This window comes from Sphingomonas sp. BL-S-30 (assembly GCF_055521475.1).
In genome coordinates, this window is the sequence record NZ_CM145481.1 from 4,885,130 (window position 1) to 4,903,996 (window position 18,867).

At 65.6% G+C, this 18,867-nt stretch carries 13 protein-coding genes; 9 read left to right on the forward strand and 4 right to left on the reverse strand.

The features are described 5' to 3' along the window. Positions 1-2: 2 nt before the first annotated feature. From ACZ1I5_RS22950 to ACZ1I5_RS22960, 3 genes are all read left to right on the forward strand, one after another. Positions 3-203 carry a DUF2093 domain-containing protein gene (locus tag ACZ1I5_RS22950; RefSeq protein WP_465171535.1) on the forward strand — a complete coding sequence of 67 codons (201 nt, stop codon included), beginning with the start codon at positions 3-5 and terminating at the stop codon, positions 201-203. Then, positions 200-1,120 (forward strand): M23 family metallopeptidase, encoded by a 921-nt coding sequence (locus ACZ1I5_RS22955; RefSeq protein WP_465171536.1) that lies wholly within the window; start codon positions 200-202, stop codon positions 1,118-1,120. The genes ACZ1I5_RS22950 and ACZ1I5_RS22955 overlap by 4 nt, the downstream gene beginning before the upstream one ends. Positions 1,121-1,384: 264 nt before the next feature. After that, positions 1,385-4,399, forward strand: coding sequence for a TonB-dependent receptor domain-containing protein (locus ACZ1I5_RS22960; RefSeq protein ID WP_465171537.1), 3,015 nt, complete (start codon positions 1,385-1,387; stop codon positions 4,397-4,399). Between the two features lie 87 nt (positions 4,400-4,486). On the opposite strand, the gene clpB is transcribed toward ACZ1I5_RS22960, so the two are convergent. After that, complete coding sequence (gene clpB / locus ACZ1I5_RS22965) at positions 4,487-7,066, reverse strand: ATP-dependent chaperone ClpB (protein ID WP_465171538.1); 2,580 nt, start codon at positions 7,064-7,066, stop codon at positions 4,487-4,489. A 247-nt stretch (positions 7,067-7,313) separates the two neighbouring features. On the opposite strand from clpB, the gene ACZ1I5_RS22970 reads away from it, so the two are divergent. The 5 genes from ACZ1I5_RS22970 (at position 7,314) to ACZ1I5_RS22990 (ending at position 15,633) form a co-directional block, all read left to right on the forward strand. Then, positions 7,314-9,602 (forward strand): TonB-dependent receptor, encoded by a 2,289-nt coding sequence (locus tag ACZ1I5_RS22970; protein ID WP_465171539.1) that lies wholly within the window; start codon positions 7,314-7,316, stop codon positions 9,600-9,602. A gap of 129 nt (positions 9,603-9,731) precedes the next feature. After that, positions 9,732-10,274, forward strand: coding sequence for an ExbD/TolR family protein (locus ACZ1I5_RS22975; RefSeq protein WP_465171540.1), 543 nt, complete (start codon positions 9,732-9,734; stop codon positions 10,272-10,274). Positions 10,275-10,276: 2 nt separating this feature from the next. Continuing rightward, complete coding sequence (locus tag ACZ1I5_RS22980; protein ID WP_465174032.1) at positions 10,277-12,409, forward strand: penicillin acylase family protein; 2,133 nt, start codon at positions 10,277-10,279, stop codon at positions 12,407-12,409. A 72-nt stretch (positions 12,410-12,481) separates the two neighbouring features. Further along, positions 12,482-15,313, forward strand: coding sequence for a M16 family metallopeptidase (locus tag ACZ1I5_RS22985; protein WP_465171541.1), 2,832 nt, complete (start codon positions 12,482-12,484; stop codon positions 15,311-15,313). Positions 15,314-15,333: 20 nt separating this feature from the next. After that, a complete protein-coding gene (locus tag ACZ1I5_RS22990) occupies positions 15,334-15,633 on the forward strand; it encodes a hypothetical protein (protein WP_465171542.1) in 300 nt (99 codons plus the stop codon). Positions 15,634-15,689: 56 nt separating this feature from the next. Here the strand turns inward: ACZ1I5_RS22990 and ACZ1I5_RS22995 are convergent, their stop codons facing one another. From ACZ1I5_RS22995 to gpmA, 3 genes are all read right to left on the reverse strand, one after another. Beyond that, complete coding sequence (locus tag ACZ1I5_RS22995; RefSeq protein ID WP_465171543.1) at positions 15,690-16,760, reverse strand: 5-(carboxyamino)imidazole ribonucleotide synthase; 1,071 nt, start codon at positions 16,758-16,760, stop codon at positions 15,690-15,692. After that, positions 16,757-17,242, reverse strand: a complete 486-nt coding sequence (gene purE, locus ACZ1I5_RS23000; RefSeq protein WP_465171544.1) for a 5-(carboxyamino)imidazole ribonucleotide mutase — start codon at positions 17,240-17,242, stop codon at positions 16,757-16,759. Before purE ends, ACZ1I5_RS22995 begins: the two co-directional genes overlap by 4 nt. A gap of 73 nt (positions 17,243-17,315) precedes the next feature. Then, on the reverse strand, positions 17,316-18,002 hold the full coding sequence (gene gpmA / locus ACZ1I5_RS23005) for a 2,3-diphosphoglycerate-dependent phosphoglycerate mutase (RefSeq protein ID WP_465171545.1): 687 nt from the start codon (positions 18,000-18,002) through the stop codon (positions 17,316-17,318). A 110-nt stretch (positions 18,003-18,112) separates the two neighbouring features. On the opposite strand from gpmA, the gene ACZ1I5_RS23010 reads away from it, so the two are divergent. After that, on the forward strand, positions 18,113-18,835 hold the full coding sequence (locus tag ACZ1I5_RS23010; protein WP_465171546.1) for a dienelactone hydrolase family protein: 723 nt from the start codon (positions 18,113-18,115) through the stop codon (positions 18,833-18,835). Positions 18,836-18,867: the final 32 nt, after the last annotated feature.

The window sequence follows — 18,867 nt, forward strand, 5'->3', positions numbered from 1 at the left end:
CGATGTTGATGTCGAACAGCGATCGCCCGGCGCGGCTTCATTACATGGCCAATGGCTTCCGCGTGCTCGCGACCGGCGACCATGTCGTCTGCGCGGTCTCAGGCCAGCGGATCGCGCTCGAGGATTTGCGCTACTGGAGCGTCGCGCGGCAGGAGCCCTATGCGACCCCGGAACTGGCGATGCAGGCGATGGCGCCGCAATGACGCCAGCCTGGCGCGGTGTGGTTGGAATCGCCGCGCTGATCGTCGCCGGAGGCTGTGTGAGGGCGTCGCCGGCGGCGCCCGGGGTCGGGCAGCCCGTGGCAAGCCCGCAAGCCGCGCCGACCGTCCCGCCCTGGCCGACCCCGGTTCCGGCGCGCTTCAGCTATTCGGGCAGCATGATCCAGGGCGGCCTGGTGATCGGCATCGCGCCCGCCGGCACCAGCCAGCTCACCTTCGACGGCACCGCCATCCCGGTCGCGCCCGACGGCCGGTTCCTGATCGCGTTCGACCGCGACGCGAAACCGACCGCCAGCCTGGTGGCGACTCTGGCCCGCGGCGGCGATGTGCGCGACACACTGACGGTCGCGCCGCGCGCCTGGGACATTTCGAAGCTCGACACCGTGCCCAAATATCCGGTGCCGCAGCCCGAGTTCGAGAAACTGCGCCCGGCCGAGCTTGCCCAGATCACCGCCGCGCGCGGGATCGGGACGGATGCGGACGGCTGGCGCGGGCCGTTCATCTGGCCGGTGACGGGGCGCATCTCCACCTTGTTCGGGTCGCAGCGCATCTACAAGAATGGCGAAGCGGGCAGCTATCATTCCGGGCTCGACATCGCCCGTCCGACCGGCACCATCGTGGTCGCGCCCGCTGACGGGGTGGTGATTCTCGCCGCGGACCATCCCTTCACGCTGGAGGGCAATCTGCTGATGATCGATCACGGCATGGGCCTGAACACCGCGTTCCTGCACTTGTCGAAGATCACCGTCCGGGTCGGCGACAAGGTGCGGCGCGGCCAGCCCGTCGGCCTGATCGGCATGACCGGCCGGGCCTCCGGACCCCATCTCCACTGGGGGATGAAGTGGCGCGATTCCCGCATCGATCCGCTGCTCGTGGCGGGTCCGATGCCGGTTACTCCATAGCAAGTCAGGCCTTCGCAGGCGCAGCACGGTATCCTGCGATACCGGCCGATTGCTGCCGAAACGCGTCGTTTCTGTGTCTTTTTGGATACAGCTAGGGCGAAAGCAGCGCAGCGAAGATGAATGCCACCTTTACAGAAACTGACGGCTTGCCCCATCACATCGCCATGTCTCTTGGGGCCGTATTGCGTGCGGCCGATGGGGGCTTGGCAATCACCTTGCCGGACCGCGCAAAGCGGCCGGAGGGGTCAAGCGAGGGAAAAATTCGTGATCAATCCAGACAATTTCGCGCGTAAGGCGCGTCTGCTCGCCACCGCTGCGCCGTTCGCGCTGGTGCTGGCGGCCACCCCTGCGTTCGCGCAGGAGACCCCGGCTCCGGCCGCGCAGGAAGGCCAGACGGCTGCTGCGGACGACGGTAGCGACATCGTCGTGACCGGTACGCTGTTCCGCCGCACCGACACCGAGACGGTGTCGCCGGTCACGGTCGTGACGACTGAGGCGATGGACGCCCGCGGCATCAACACCGTGCAGGACGCGATCCAGCAGCTGTCGTCCAACAACGGTCCGGCGCTCGGCAACTCCTTCACCGCCAACGGCGCGTTCGCCGGCGGTGCGTCGTCGGTCTCGCTGCGCGGCCTGTCGACCAACTCGACCCTGGTTCTGTTCGACGGCCTGCGCGCCGCTTATTATCCGCTGGCCGATGACGGTTCGCGCAACTTCGTCGATCTCAACACCATCCCGGACGACATCGTCGAGCGGATCGAAGTGCTGCGCGACGGCGCGTCCTCGTCCTACGGCGCAGACGCGATCGCGGGCGTGGTCAACATCATCACCAAGCGTTCGGTCACTGGCGTTCAGGGCCGCGCGGAAGCCGGCGTCGCGGAGCGCGGCTTCGGCGGCAACCAGCGCCTGTCGCTGACCGCCGGCATCGGCGATCTCGATGAGAAGGGCTTCAATGCCTATATCAGCGGCTTTTATTATCGCGCCGAGGAAGTCGAGAATCGCGACCTGAAATATCCGTTCAACTCGTCGGACCAGACGGGCATCGGCGGTCATAACGGCCAGGCCTATGGCCTCGAAAACGGCGTGCTGCCCAATAACGGCGTGCTGACCGCGCAGGCGGACGGCAACTTCAACCTGTCCAACATCTATGTCCGCCCGGCGGATCAGACCAACACGGCAGTCACGGGAACGCGGTACCAGCTGCTGAACCCCGGCGTCTGCAACGCCGGCGTTGCCTATAACCCGACTGCCGCGGATCGCGTACCGTCGCTCAACGCCAACCTGCCGACCACCGTCTGCCGCGAAGACGGCGTCAGCAACTATGGCACGGTTGCACCGCACATCGAGCGTTTCGGGGCCTCGTTCAAGGTCACCGCGATGCTCGGCGACAATACGGAAGGCTATTTCCAGGGCAATTTCCAGCAGGCCAGCACGTCCTATGACGGCGGCCCGCCGAGCATTCGTGCCAACGCGCCGACCGGCATCTTCTATCCGCAGTTCTCGACGTCGAGCGCCGCGGCGATCCGTGCACCCGGCTCGTTCGTCCTGTCGCTGCCGACCTATGTCTGCCCGCGCGGCACGATCGCGGCCTGCACCGCCACCAACGGTACGCTCAATCCAAACAATCCGTTCGCGGCTGCCGGCCAGCGCGCGCTGGTCATCGGCACGATCCCGCAGGTCACCAGCAACCTGACGCGCAGCCGCGTGTACCGCGCCGCTGCCGGTGTGTCCGGCGATGTGTTCGACGGCATCAGCTACAAGGTCGACTTCACGGCGATGCACACCGACCTGAAGCGCACGTCGCGTGGCTATGTGTACATCCAGCACCTGCTCGATGTGGTGAACGACGGGTCCTACAACTTCGTCAATCCCCGTGCGAACAGCCAGGCCGCGCAGGATTACCTGACGCCTGACAACGTCACGAACTCGTCGTCCGACCTGTTCCAGGGGCAGATCAGCCTGGGCAAGGAACTGGCGCAGCTCCCGGGCGGCCCCCTGCAGCTCGGCGTTGGCGGATCGGTCTATTACGAGGCGGTGGATGCGCCCAGCGCGAACTCCGACGTCAATGGCCCGACCCAGCGTTATTTCACGCTCAACGCGTTCGGCACCAAGGGTAACCGTACCGTTTCCTCGGCCTTCTACGAGTTGAACGCCCCGATCATCGATCAGATCGAGTTGAACGCCTCGGGCCGTTACGATCACTATTCGTCGGGCCAGAGCGCATTCTCGCCGAAGTTCGGCGTGAAGCTGAAGCCGATCCGCCAGATCATGCTCCGCGGCACCTATTCGAAGGGCTATCGTATCCCGTCCTTCGGCGAGGCCAACGCCCTGCCGACGACCGGTTACGTGTCGCAGGTTGCCGCCAACATCCCGGCGAACTTCCGCGCTCTTTATGGTTGCGGTGCGGATGCCAGCACCTGCCCGTCCTATCTCACCAACTACTCGATCGGCCTGACGACGCTCGCCTCGCCGAACCTGAAGCCTGAGAAGTCGCGCAGCTTCACCGCCGGTATTCTCTTCGAGCCGATGCGCAACGTTTCGTTCACGGTCGACTATTACAACATCAAGAAGACTGGCGCGATCACCTCGCCGTCCTCGGCACCGGCCCTTGCGGCCTATTATGCCGGCCAGCCGATCCCGGCCGGCTATAACGTCATCGCTGATGCGCCGGACATCAACAACCCGACCGTCAAGCCGCGTATCGCGTTCGTTCAGTCGTCGCTGATCAACGCCAACACGATCAAATCGGAAGGCATCGATTTCGGCGCCAACGCGAAATTTGATCTTGGCGCGGTCAAGTGGACCTCCAACCTCGACGCGAGCTTGATCCTGGAGCTCAGCACGACCTTCCCGGATGGCACGAAGGAAACCTATGTCGACACGCTCGGCAACTTCAACCTGACCGCTGGCTCGGGCACGTTCCGCTGGCGCGGCAACTGGCGGAACACGCTGGAATACAACCAGTTCGCTCTGACCGGGACCGTGAACTATACTTCGGGCTATGACCTGTCGGCGATGGACCAGGGCACTGGGTATGGTGACTGCGGTCTGTCGCCGGGCTACACGGGCTGCCGTGTCGCAAGGTACATCACAGTCGACGCGAATCTCTCGGTTAAGGTCAACGATCAGTTCACCTTCTATGCGAACGTGCTCAACCTGACCAATGCGATGCCGGATGTCGATCCGGTCACCTATGGTGCGTATCTCTACAACCCGGTTCAGGCCGGTTACAACATCTTCGGCCGTCAGTTCCGCGCCGGCGCGAAGTTCAACTTCTAAGCCACGCAGAACGAAAAAATCGGGGCGGATCCTTCGGGATCCGCCCCTTTTTTGTCCGTCGGTGTTGCGGGGCCGGGGCCCGGGACATCACCCCACCGCAAGCTCCAGCTTCCCGTCGCCCTCATCGACCTTCACCGTCGACCCATCCTTCACGTCGCCGCGCAGGATCAGGTCGGCCAGCGGGTCCTGCAGATAGCGCTGCACCGCCCGCTTCAAGGGCCGCGCGCCATAGACCGGGTCGTAGCCGACCCGGCCGAGCCAGGCGCGTGCCCCATCGGTCAGCTCCAGCACCACCTTGCGGTCCGCCAGCAGCTTCTGCACGCGCGAGACCTGGATATCGACGATCGGTGCCATCTCGCTCTGCCCGAGCCGGTGGAACAGGATGATCTCGTCCAGCCGGTTGAGGAATTCCGGGCGGAAATGCCCGCGCACGATCTCCATCACCTGCGGCTCGACCGAGGACGCGTCCTCCCCGTCGCCCAGGCTCGACAGATACTGGCTGCCCAGGTTCGAGGTCAGGATGATCAGCGTGTTCGAGAAATCGACCGTGCGGCCCTGGCCGTCGGTCAGCCGCCCGTCGTCGAGCACCTGCAGCAATATGTTGAACACGTCGCCATGCGCCTTCTCGACTTCGTCGAACAGCACGACCTGATAGGGCCTGCGCCGCACCGCCTCGGTCAGCACGCCGCCTTCCTCATAACCGACATAGCCGGGAGGGGCGCCGATCAGTCGGGCGACCGCGTGCTTCTCCATGAACTCGCTCATGTCGATGCGGACCAGCGCATTGGCGTCGTCGAACAAGAACTCGGCGAGCGCCTTGGTCAGCTCGGTCTTGCCGACGCCGGTCGGGCCGAGGAACAGGAAGGACCCGAGCGGCCGGTTCGGCTCCTGCAGCCCGGCCCGCGCGCGGCGCACCGCGGTCGAGACCGAGCGGACTGCCTGGGCCTGGCCGATCACGCGCTTGCCCAGCGCTTCTTCCATGCCGAGCAGCTTGGCGCGCTCGCCTTCCAGCATCCGGTCGACCGGGATGCCAGTCCAGCGGCTGACCACGGCGGCGATATCGTCGGCAGTCACTTCCTCGCGCAGCATCGCGCCCTTGGTGGTGGCCTGCGCCTCGTCGAGCTGGCGGGTGAGTTGCGGGATGGTGCCGTAGGACAGCTCGCCCGCCTTGGCGAGATCGCCGGCGCGCTGCGCCTGCTCAAGCTCGAGCCGCGCCGCGTCGAGCTGTTCCTTCAGCTTCGCCTCGGCGTTGATCTTGTCCTTCTCGCCCTGCCAGCGCGTGGTCAGCTCGGCCGATTGTTGTTCGAGATTGGCGAGCTCGGCCTCGAGCGTGACGAGGCGATCGCGCGAGGCCGCATCGGTCTCGCGCTTCAGCGCTTCGCGTTCGATCTTGAGCTGAATGATCCGCCGGTCGAGCGTCTCGATCTCCTCGGGCTTCGATTCAACCTCCATGCGGATTCGGCTAGCCGCTTCGTCCATCAGGTCGATCGCCTTGTCGGGCAGGAAGCGGTCAGTGATGTATCGGTTTGAAAGGGTAGAGGCAGCGACAATCGCGGCGTCAGTGATGCGCACGCCGTGGTGAAGTTCGTATTTCTCCTTCAGCCCGCGCAGGATCGAGATCGTGTCCTCGACTGTCGGCTCGCCGACGAACACCGGCTGGAAGCGCCGCTGCAGTGCCGCGTCCTTCTCGACATATTTGCGATATTCGTCGAGCGTGGTCGCGCCGACGCAGTGCAGCTCGCCGCGGGCCAGCGCCGGCTTGATCATGTTGGACGCGTCCATCGCGCCGTCGGTCTTGCCGGCACCGATCAGCGTGTGCATCTCGTCGATGAACAGGATGATGTCGCCTTCGCCGGCGCGCACTTCATCGAGCACGCCCTTCAGCCGCTCCTCGAACTCGCCGCGATATTTGGCGCCGGCGATCATGCTGCCGATGTCGAGCGACATCAGCTTCCGGTCCTTCAGCGTGTCGGGCACGTCGCCATTGGCGATGCGCAGCGCAAGACCTTCGGCGATCGCGGTCTTGCCGACGCCGGGTTCGCCGATCAGCACCGGGTTGTTCTTGGTGCGGCGGGCAAGGATCTGGATGGTGCGGCGGATTTCCTCGTCGCGGCCGATCACCGGGTCGAGCTTGCCGTCGCGCGCGGCCTGGGTGAGGTCGCGCGCGAATTTGTTGAGCGCGTCGAACCGGTCCTCGGCACCCGCACTGTCGGCGGTGCGGCCCGCGCGGATCTTGTTGATCGCGGCGTTCAGGGCATCGGCCTTCACGCCCGCCGCGGCGAGTGCCTTGCCGACAGTGGTCGTGGTGGAGAGCGCAAGCGCGAGCAGCAGCCGCTCGACCGTGACGAAGCTGTCGCCCGCCTTGGTCGCGGCCTGCTCGGCCTGGTCGAGCACGCGCACCGCGTCATTGTCGAGGCCGGGCGTCTGTTGTGCGCCGCCGCCCGAGACGGCTGGCACCTTTGCCAGCGCCGCGTCGGTCTCGGTCGCCGCGCGCTTTGCGTCGCCGCCGGCGGCGGTGATCAGCCCTGCCGCCATGCCCTGCTCGTCCTCGAGCAGCGCCTTCAGGATATGCTCGGGCGCAATGCGCTGATGGCTCATCCGGATCGCGACGGTCTGTGCCGATTGCAGGAAGCCCTTTGCGCGGTCGGTGAATTTTTCCAGGTTCATTGTTGTCCCTCCAGGTCCGGCACGGATATGGTGTTGTATATATGCAACACAAGCCTCTTGCGCCCGACTTTTTCGCCCTCGCTGTCGACAGATAGATACGTGTCACGAACCTGTCTCACCAGTCACGCGGTAATGACTTGTTCCTCCCATAATTGTGCAACGCACAACGCCTAGGCGGCTCCGAGGCGCCGGGAGTGGGGCGCCGCGGAAAAACACGCCCAATTCACGCCCAAGGGGGACAATCGACATGCGCCATCTTCACGCCTGGCTGCTGGCTGGCACCGCTTTGTGTTCGCCTTTCGCCGCGAACGCCGCCGTCATCGAAGACAAGCCCGCCGCCGCGACCGATGCGACGACGGCTGATCCCGTGGCCGACGACGACGCTACCGCCGACATCATCGTCATCGGCCGCGGCGAAACGCGCCAGGTGCAGCGTATCAGCCAGGTCGATATCGAGCGCCTGCCGGCGGGCACCAGCCCGTTGAAGGCGATCGCCAAGCTGCCCAGCGTGAATTTCCAGTCGGCCGATGCCTTTGGCGCCTATGAATGGTCGGAACGCGTCTCGATCCGCAGCTTCAATCAGAACCAGATCGGCTTCACGCTCGACGGCATCCCGCTCGGCGACGGCAGCTATGGCAACACCAACGGCCTGCACATCAGCCGCGCGATCTCGTCGGAGAATATCGGCCAGACGATCGTGTCGCAGGGCGCCGGGTCGATCGGGACTCAGGCGACCAACAATCTCGGCGGCACCATCGAGTTCCTGTCGAGCGACCCCAAGCCCGTCTTCGGCATGACGCTGAACGGCACCTATGGCAGCGAGAACACCGTGCGCGCCTTTGGCCGGCTCGACACCGGCGTGCTCGGCGACAACGGCCCGAGCGCCTATGTCTCCTACGGCTTCCTCGACACCGACAAATGGAAGGGGTTCGGCTCGCAGCGCCAGCACCAGATCAATGCGAAGTTCACTGCCCCGGTCGGCGCCATGCGGCTCGTCGGTACCTTCGATTTCTCGGACCGGCGCGAGAACGACTATCAGGATCTGTCGCTCGACATGATCCACCGCCTCGGCCTGCGTAACGACAATATCTCGAACAATTATCCGCTCGCCGTCGTGATCGCCGATACGCTGGCGTATAACAGCGCGCATCCGACCGCGCCGATCCCCTATCCCGCACCTTATGGCACCGCCGACGACGTCTATTTCGATGCCGCCGGTCTCCGCGTCGACTATCTCGCGTCGCTCGGCATCGAGACGGCGAAGGACGCGCCGATCCACGGCATGCTCAAGGCCTATTATCATTCGAACCATGGCCAGGGCATCTGGTACACGCCGTACACCGCGACGCCCGGCGGCGCGCCGCTCTCCGTGCGCACCACGGAATATGACATCCGCCGCAAGGGCGTGTTCGGCTCGGTCGGCGGCATGCTGGCCTTCAACGACATCACCGTTGGCGGCTGGTACGAGAAGAATGATTTCCGCCAGGCGCGGCGCTTCTACGGCCTGACCAGCCGCAACGTCTCGACGCGGGATTCGCTCGACTTCCAGACCAATCCCTTCTTCACCCAGTGGGATTTCAATTACGATACCGAGACGGTCCAATATTATGTCCAGGACAAGATCGCGCTTGGTGCCCTGACGCTCGATTTCGGGTGGAAGGGCTTCGACGTCCGCAACGCGGCCGCGCCGATCATCGGGGGTGGCCTCGCCGCCGGCAAGATCAAGGTGACTGACTGGTTCCAGCCGCATGCCGGCTTCAACTACAAGCTGAACGACAGCGCCGAGCTGTTCGGCGATTTCACGCAGGTGAAGCGCGCCTTCGTGTCGTCGGCCACGACCGGCCCGTTCGCGACGACTCAGCCGGGGTTCGATGCGCTGCTGACCACCGCCAAGCTCAAGCCCGAGGAATCGGATACCTATGAGCTGGGCGGCCGCTTCAAGAACCGCTGGTTCAACGGCCTGATCGCCGCTTATTATGTCGATTTCCGCAACCGCCTGCTCGGCGTGACGACGGGTGCCGGCATCGTCGGCAATCCGGTGATCCTGCAGAATGTCGGCTCGGTCCGCGCTTACGGGTTCGAGGCGGCGGGCGAAGTGAAGCTGCCGTACGGCTTCGGCGTCTTCGCCTCGTACAGCTATAACGACTCGACCTATCGCGACAATGTCAGCGCGACGGTGCTGACCAAGGGCAAGACCACCGTCGACAGCCCGAAGCACCTCGCCAAGGGCGAGATCACCTATGACCAGGGCATGTTCTTCGGCCGGTTCGGCGCGAATTATATGAGCCGGCGTTATTTCACCTACACCAACGACCAGTCGGTGCCGGGCCAGGTGATCTTCGACGCGACCCTCGGCGCCCGCGTCACCCTGCCGGGCGATCGCAAGGTCGAGGTGCAGCTCAACGCGACCAACCTGTTCGACAAGAAATATGTCTCGACCATCGGGTCGAACGGGTTCGGCAACAGCGGCGACAACCAGACGCTGCTCGCCGGCGCGCCGCAGCAGTTCTTCGTCACGGTGAAGACCGCTTTCTGATCGCTACGCCGCCGCCGTTCCCCGCTTCGGGTGGGAACGGCGGCGATTGGCTAGCGACGCCCGGCAAAAGCCTGCTACCCTGATTGCGATTGGCGCCGCTTGACGATGCGCCATACGGCAGGGGTGGGCATGACGGCGATTGTGGCGTTGCTGGCAGTGCTATCTGCCGATCCCTCCGGTGGTGCGCCTCATGTCCGGATATTGGCCGACTCATCAGGCAAGTGCGTCACGATCTGGAATGGTGAGACTGTCGACGACGAAGCGTTGCTCGACCGCGCAAGAACAGTGTCGGCTGAGGACAAGAAACGAGGCATTCACATCGACGGGAAGGTGGACGCGCCTTACCGGTGTATCGGCGGCGTTATCTACACGTTGCAAGCCGTGGGTTTCACGAAGATCGGCTTCATATCCGAACCGCCACCACGACGCGTCGTCGTCGAGGTCGACCGACGCTGCCGCCTGAAGCTCGATGGTCGGCGGATCATGCTCGATGTGCTGCGCGCGAGGTCTTCGGCTTGGGCCGCGGAAGGGGCGGATGTCCATTTTCGGGCCAGCTTGAGCGCGACCTATCAGTGCGTCGCGCCGATCGAAAAGGTCATTGCGGACGCGGGGGTAGGCAAGATCGCCTTTATCGGCGGCTCGGGAGCGCCATCCGAAGGAACGTCGAAATGACCATGGTAAAGCGGCTCGGGCTTGGGCTTTTTGCACTTCTTCTGCTGCTCGCCATCGGCCTCGCGGTGTGGGAACCGCTGACCGCGTCCGCCCCGCCTGCGCCCCCGGCGCATGCCTATGACGTGACGATCGCGCGCGACACTTTCGGCGTGCCGCATATCTTCGGCAAGACCGACCCCGACGTCGCCTATGGCATCGCCTATGCCCATGCCGAGGATGATTTCTCGACCCTGCAGGAAGTGCTCGCGATGACGCGCGGGCGGCTCGGCGCGATGACCGGCGGAGACGGGGCGAAGACGGATTATGTGCTTCATCTGCTCGGCGCGCGCGAGACGGTGGCACGCGATTACATGAAGCAGCCCGCGGACGTGCGCGCGCTGCTCGACGGCTATGCCTCGGGCCTCAACCATTATGCCGAGAAGCATCCGGGCGAGGTGCGGCTGGCGAAGCTCTTCCCGGTCGAGGGCCGGGATGTCGCGACCGGCTTCGTGCTGCGCTCGCCCTTCTTCTTCGGGCTGGATGCCGTGCTGGGCGCTCTCGCCGGCGACACGCCGCTGCCGAAGGAGAGTGCCGGCCCGGTGCCGGACGCGCCGGACATCACGCCGATCGGCCCCAACGGCAACGAGAATGGCTCCAACGCCTTTGTCGTCGCGCCGAAACGGTCGGCGGACGGCTTCACCCGGCTCGTCTCCAACTCGCACCAGCCATGGCGCGGCGGCGCTGCCTGGTATGAGCTGGTGGTGCATTCGCGGACCGGCTGGGATTTCGCCGGCGCGACCTTCCCCGGGGCGCCCTATCCGCTGCTCGGCCATAATCGCACGCTCGGCTGGACCAACACGGTCAACCGGCCCGATCTGATCGATGTCTACAAGCTGGTGCTTAACGCGGCGGGCGACGCCTATCGTTTCGACGGGAAATGGCGCCCGCTCGAAAAAACGCGGGTGTGGCTGCATGTGAAGCTGTGGGGTCCGTTCGTGCTGCCGGTGCCCAAGACGGTGCTGCGGGCGGTGCAGGGCCCCGTGGTCGAGAATGCCAAAGGCGCCTTCGCGCTCCGTTATGGCGGGGCCGACCAGTTGAAGATGGTCGAGGAATATTATCGGCTGAACCGCGCGCGTGATTTTGCCGAGTGGCAGAAGGCACTGGCGATTCAGGGCGTGCCGGCGACCAATTTCCTCTATGGCGACGCGGCCGGGAACATCGCCTATTTCTACAATGCCAGCTTCCTCAACCGGAAGCCGGGTTACGATTATGCCGGGGCGCTGCCGGGTGACACCTCGCGCGACCTCGCGCCCGGCACCGTGCCCTGGGCGCAGGTGCCGCGCAACGTGAACCCCGCTTCGGGCTTCCTGGTCAACGCCAACAACACGCCCTTCCAGGCGGCGGGGGCGGGCTCGGAGATGAACCCGGCGGACTATTCGCCGCTGCTCGGTATCGAGACCGACACGACCAACCGCGCGACCCGCGCGCTTGAGCTGATGGGCGCCGATCCGTCGATCAGCGACGCCGACCTGCACCGCATCAAGTTCGATACCGGCGTCAGCCGGGTGAGCTGGGCGGCGAAATGGTTCGCCGATATCGCGGCGGTCGACCCCAAAGGAGACAAGACGCTGGTCGATGCCCAGGCGCTGCTGGCGAAATGGGACTGGAACTATGACGGCAAGGGCCCGGCTGACGCCATCGCCGCGCTGCTGCTGCGCGCCGGCAACAAATGGCATTATCAGCGCAGGCCCGAGGCCGATCCGCGCGAGGAACTCGCCACTGCCGCTGCCTATCTGACGACACATTTCGGGCGGCTCGATCCGCCGCTCGGCGTCGTGCTCCGTGTGCGCCAGGGCAAGGTCGATCTGCCGATGGATGGCGGCCCCGACGTGCTCCGCGCCGCCGCCTTGTGGGACGAGGCGGCCGATGGCCGGCTGGCGGTGAAGCATGGCGACAGCTTCATCATGTTCATTGCCTGGGACAGGCAGGGCAGGGTCAGCTCGCAGTCGATCCAGCCCTTCGGCGCTGCCACCACGCGCCCCGATTCGCCGCATTATGCCGATCAGGCGCCGTTGTTCGTCCGACATCAGCTGAAACCCGTATGGTTCGATCCGGCGCAGCTCAGGGGCCATATCGAGCGGGTCTACCGGCCCTGATCGCCCCGATTGCGCGCTGAAATCGTCGCGTTATACCTGCGCAATATAATTGCTTTTCGAGGACGCATTTTCATGAACATCAAGTTGTTCGCGCTTGCGGGCGTGGCGCTCGGCGCGCTGGCGACTCCCGTCGTGGCGGCGCCGCCCCAGGCGGCGACCAAACCAGCTGCGGCCAAGCCCGCCCCCGTCTCCGTGCTCGCGAAGAGCGTGGACATTCCATACCAGGAATTCACCCTCGCCAACGGCCTGCGCGTGATCGTCCATACCGATCGCAAGGCCCCGATCGTCGCGGTCTCGGTCTGGTACAATGTCGGGTCGAAGTTCGAGCCAGCCGGCAAGACCGGCTTCGCGCATCTGTTCGAGCATCTGATGTTCAATGGCAGCGAGAATGCGCCCGGCGATTATTTCGGGCCGATGAAGGAAGTCGGCGCGACTGACCTGAACGGCACGACCTGGTTCGACCGCACCAATTATTACGAGACGGTGCCGACGCCCGCGCTCGACCGCGCGTTGTTCCTCGAGAGCGACCGCATGGGCTATCTCACCGGCGCAGTCACGCAGGGCGTGCTCGACGAGCAGCGCGGCGTCGTCCAGAACGAGAAGCGCCAGGGCGACAACCAGCCCTTCGGCCTGGTCGAATACAGCCAGCTCGACGCCCTCTTCCCGGAGGGCCATCCCTATCGCCACTCGACGATCGGGTCGATGGCCGATCTCGATGCCGCCAGCCTCGCCACGGTGAAGGACTGGTTCCACGATCATTATGCGCCGAACAACGCGATCCTGTCGCTGGCGGGCGATATCGACCTCGCCACGGCGAAGCCGCTCGTCGAGAAATATTTCGGTGCGATTCCGCGCGGCCCGGTCAGCGTCGTGCCCAAGGCGGACGTCCCCGACCTCGCCGCCGCCAAGGCGGAGGTGATGAAGGACCGGGTCTCGACCACCCGCATCTACCGCATGTGGGCGGTGCCCGGCGTCAACGACAAGGACGCCGTGCTGCTCGACGTGACGGCGGGCGTGCTCGGTGGGCTGTCGAGCTCGCGGCTCGACAATGCGCTGGTGCGCAAGGAAAAGATCGCGGTCCGCGTTTCGGCCAGCAACCAGACCTTCGCGCAGATCGGTCTGTTCGAAGTCTATGCCGATGTGAAGCCGGGTGTCGATCCGGCGCTGGTCGCGAAACGACTGGATGAGGTGATGGCCGATCTGGTCGCCAAGGGCCCCACCGCCGACGAAGTGCAGCGTGTTGCCACGGGCAGCGTGACCAGCACGATCCAGGGCCTGGAGTCGGTCGGCGGCGGCAATGGCAAGGCGGCGCAGCTCGCGCAGGGCGCGCTCTATTCGAACGATCCGGCCTTCTACAAGAAACAGCTCGCGACCATGGCGGGCGCGACGCCGGCGAGCGTCAGGGCCGCGACCGCCAAATGGCTGACTCGCCCGGTCTATGCGCTGACCGTCGTGCCGGGCCCGCGCGAGGCCTATACCGAGGCAGCGCCGGTCGAGCCCAAGCCGTCGACGGACGTGCCGGTCAAGGGTACGCGCGGCGCAATGCCCGGCGTGGCCAATATCTCCGACATCGATTTCCCGCCGGCGGTGCACACCAGCCTGAAAAACGGCATCGAGCTGATCTATGCCCAGCGCGGCGCCGTGCCGATCACCCAGGCGGTGATCAGCTTCGATGCCGGCGTGGCGGCCGATCCGGCGACCAGGCTCGGCACGCAGCAGTTGACCCTCGGCATGATGGACGAAGGCACGACCACGCTCGATTCGATCCAGATCGCCGAGGCGAAGGAGCGGCTCGGCGCCGCGATCGGCTCCGGCGCCAGTTCCGACCGCACCAGCCTGACCCTGTCGGCGCCCAGCCCGAACCTGGTGCCGGCGCTCGACCTGTTCGCCGATATCGTGCGCAACCCGGCCTTCGCGCCGGCCGAGGTCGACCGGGTCAAGAACCAGCAGCTCGCGCAGATCCAGGCCGAGCTGACCAACCCGGGTGGGCTCGCGACGCGCGTCATGCCGCGGCTCGTCTACGGCCCGGCCTCGCCCTATGCCAAATCGTTCGGCAGCGGCGATCCCAAGGCCGTCGCGGCGCTGACCCGCGACGATCTGATTGCGTTCCAGCATGCCTGGCTCCGACCGGACAAGGCCCGCATCTTCGTGGTCAGCGATCGGCCGCTCGCCGAGGTGAAGGCAGCACTGGACGCCGAATTCGGCGACTGGACCCCGACCGGTGCGGCGGGCGTGAAGGATTTCTCCGCGCCGTCGACGCCCTCGGCGCCGAAGATCGTGCTGATCGACCGGCCCGATTCGCCGCAGTCGCTGATCTACGCCGCGACCCCGACCAGCCTGAAGGGCACGGACGATTTCGTGCCGCTGCTCGCGGCCAACGACACGCTTGGCGGTGGCTTCCTGTCGCGGATCAACATGGATCTGCGCGAGGACAAGCACTGGTCCTATGGCGCCGGCGGCGGCTTCCAGCGTGCCGAATTCGCCGCGCCCTATGTCATCCAGGCGCCCGTCCAGGCTGACAAGACCGGCGCCTCGATCGCGGCGGTTCGGGCTGACGTGCAAGACTTCCTGACGACCAAGGGCATCACCCCGCTCGAATTCGACCGGACGATCACGGGCACGATTCGCTCGCTGCCCGGAAACTTCGAAACGGCGGGCGCGGTGCTGTCGGGCATGCAGTCGAACAGCCTCTACAAGCGGCCGGACGATTATTATGCGAAACTTCCCCAGGTCTATCGCGGGCTGAAGGTTGCCCAGCTTGACGCTGCGGCACGCGCGGTAATCGATCCGTCCAAGCTGATCTGGGTGGTCGTGGGCGATGCGAAGACAGTTCGGCCCCAGCTTGACAGCCTCGGGCTGCCGGTTGAGGTGGTGCCCGCGGCGTCCGTCGCGGACGTGCGCTAGGGATTCATGGAGAGACGGATATGGCTGGAATCGACGGCACCTGGGATGCGACGGTCAAGTCGCCGCTTGGCGATCAGAAGATGACGCTGACGATCAAGACCGATGGCGGCACCTTCACCGGTACCAACAGCGGCGCGATGGGGTCGACCGACATCAACGGCACCGTGGACGGCGACACCATCCACTGGAGCATGAACATCACCGTGCCGATGCCGATGACGCTGGACTGCACCGCGACCGCGGACGGCGACACGCTGGCCGGCTCGGTCGGCGCCGGCGCGTTCGGCAGCTTCCCGCTGACGGGCACGCGCACCGGCTGATCCGCCGGCTCTGGTGACATGAAGAGGCCGCTTTCCGCAAGGAAGGCGGGCTTTTTCTATGAGCGCGCCAGCCGGGTCACATGGCCCATCTTGCGGCCCGGCCGCACCGTCTTGCCGTACAGGTGCAGATGCGCGCCCGGCTCGGCGAGGATCTCCGCCCAGCGATGGGCGTCCTCGCCGATCAGATTTTCCATCTCGACGCCCGGCGCGGTCAGCCCGGTGTCGCCGAGCGGCAGGCCGCAGATCGCGCGGATATGATTCTCGAACTGTGAGGTGACCGCGCCCTCGATCGTCCAGTGCCCCGAATTATGGACGCGCGGCGCCATCTCGTTGAACACCGGACCATCCTCGGTCGCGAAGAACTCCAGCGTCAGCACGCCGACATAGCCGAGCGTATCTGCCAGGCGTCCGGCCAGCGCCGCCGCTTCGGCCCAGTGGCGCGCGATCTCGGCGGGGGCGGGCAGCGAGGAACGGTCGAGGATGCCCGCGACATGCTGGTTCCAGGGCGGCGGATAGCTGACCATCGCGCGGTCGACGCCGCGCGCGAGGATGATCGAGAATTCGTGGCTGAAGGTGACGAAGCCTTCGAGGATCGCCGGACGCGCGCCGATCTCGGCCCAGGCGCTTTCCGCATCGTCGGCGGTGCGGAGCCGGACCTGGCCCTTGCCGTCATAGCCGAGCCGCAAGGTTTTGAGGATCGCCGGGGCGCCGATCTCGGCCAGTGCCTGTTTCAGCTCGTCGAGCGTGGTGACCTTGCGCCATGGGGCGGTGCGGCCGCCGAGGCCGTCGACGAAGCTCTTCTCGGTCGCGCGGTCCTGCGCGACTTCCAAGGCGGCGGGGGCAGGGTGCACCGGCAATTTGGTCGCGAGATAGCGGACCGGGTCGATCGCGATATTCTCGAACTCATAGGTGACGACATCGGCCGAGGCGGCGAGCTCGTCGAGGATGATACGGCTGTGATAATCGGCACGGGTGAAGCTCGACGCGGTCTGCGCGGCGACGCTCTCGGCATCCGGCGCGAGGATCTGGGTGCGATAGCCAAGCTGTGCCGCCGCGACCGCGAGCATCCGCCCGAGCTGGCCGCCACCGAGGATGCCGATCGTGGAGCCGGGTGGAAGCATCGTCATTCGGGGTCGGTCGCGACGTTGTCCGTCTGTGCGGCACGCCACTTCTTCAGCCGCTCGGCGAGCAGCGCGTCGCTGGTGGCGAGGATCGCGGCGGCGAGCAGGCCGGCATTCTTCGCGCCGGCCTTGCCGATGGCGAGCGTGCCCACGGGCACGCCGCCGGGCATCTGCACGATCGAGAGCAGGCTATCCATCCCCTTCATCGCCTTGGATTCGACCGGCACGCCCAGCACCGGCAGGTGAGTCATCGCGGCCGCCATGCCGGGCAGATGCGCGGCCCCGCCCGCGCCGGCGATGATCACCTTCAGCCCGCGATGCTCGGCCTGGGCGGCATAGTCGTAAAGCCGCTGCGGGGTGCGGTGCGCCGACACCACCTTGGTCTCATGCGGCACGCCCAGCGCGGCGAGCGCGTCTGCGGCATGGCGCATCGTGTCCCAGTCGGACGCGCTGCCCATGATGATGCCGACAAGGGGATGATCCGACATGAAATACCCCGGTGAAAAAGGAGCGGTTTCCTAACCATGGGACACCGCAAGGGCAACGTACTTACTCAAAAGGTCAGCGCTCGCTCAGATAATAGCGATCGGTCGCGTTCAGCGCCTCGTCGAGTTCATAGACGATCGGCTGGCCGGTGGGGATCTCCAGGCTGGTGATCTCGTCGTCGGGAATATTCGAGAGATGCTTGACCAGCGCGCGCAGCGAATTGCCGTGCGCCGAGATCAGCACGCGCTGCCCGGCCTTGAGCGCGGGGGCGATGCGGCCGTCCCAATAGGGCAACACGCGCGCGATCGTGTCCTTCAGGCTCTCGGTGTCGGGAATGGCGATCCCGGCATAGCGGCGGTCCTGCGACAGGTCGAACGGCCCGCCCGCTTCCATCGGCGGCGGCGGGATGTCGAAGCTGCGGCGCCAGATATGGACCTGCTCCTCGCCATGCTTCGCCGCGGTCTCGGCCTTGTCGAGGCCGGTCAGGCCGCCATAATGCCGCTCGTTGAGATGCCAGTCCTTTTCGACCGGTAGCCACAGCCGCCCCATTTCCTCGAGCGCGAGGTTGAGCGTCTTGATCGCACGGGTCTGAAGCGAGGTGAAGGTCAGGTCGAAGTCCAGGCCTTTCTCCTTCATCAGCCGGCCGGCGGCACGGGCTTCCTCGGCGCCCTTTTCGGTCACGTCGACGTCCCACCAGCCGGTGAAGCGGTTCTCGAGGTTCCAGGCGGACTGGCCGTGGCGGATCAGGACGAGGGTGGGCATGGTTTCTCCCGGGCTATCGATGACGCGCCCGTCTCTAACGATTGATGTCCATGAGGCAACTTGCCCTGTGCATTCCCGGCGTGGCAATTGACCGCAAAAGGAGACTCTCCATGGCGATCGTACGGCAGACACTCGTATATAACGGGCCGGGCGGGCCGTTCGAGGGCGTGATCGCCTATGAGGACGAGATCACCACGATGCGGCCGGGCGTGCTCGTCGTGCCCAACATCCGCGGGCAGAAGGAAGCCGACACACTCAAGGCCGAGGCGCTGGCGAGGCTCGGTTATGTTGGGTTCGCCTGCGATGTGTTCGGCCAGGGCAAGCGCACCACGCATGAGTCACCCGACATGGCGGTCTATATGAACGAACTGAACGCCGATCGCGGGCTGTTGCGCGACCGGTTGCAGGCGTCGCTCGATGCGTTGAAGGGGTTCGACCGGGTCGATCCGGCAAAGACCGCGGCGATCGGCTTCTGCTTCGGCGGCAAATGCGTGCTCGACATGGCGCGCGCCGGGCTCGACACGCTTGGCTGTGTCAGCTTCCACGGCGTGTACGACCGCCCGGACCATGCCAACGCCGTGCCGATCAAGCCGAAACTGCTCGTCTGCCACGGCTGGGACGACCCGCTGGCGCCAGCCGATGCAATGGTGGCGCTCAGCCGCGAGCTGACCGAGGGCGGGGCCGACTGGCAGATCCATGTCTATGGCAATGCCGGCCACGCCTTTACCGACCATGCGGCGAAAACCTCCACCCGGCCCGGGGTGGCTTATGAGGAGCGCGCTGACCGGCGGAGCTGGGAAGCGATGAAGGGCTTCCTGGCAGAGCTGTTCTAGCGAACCGCCACCCTCCCCGTTCGCCCTGAGCT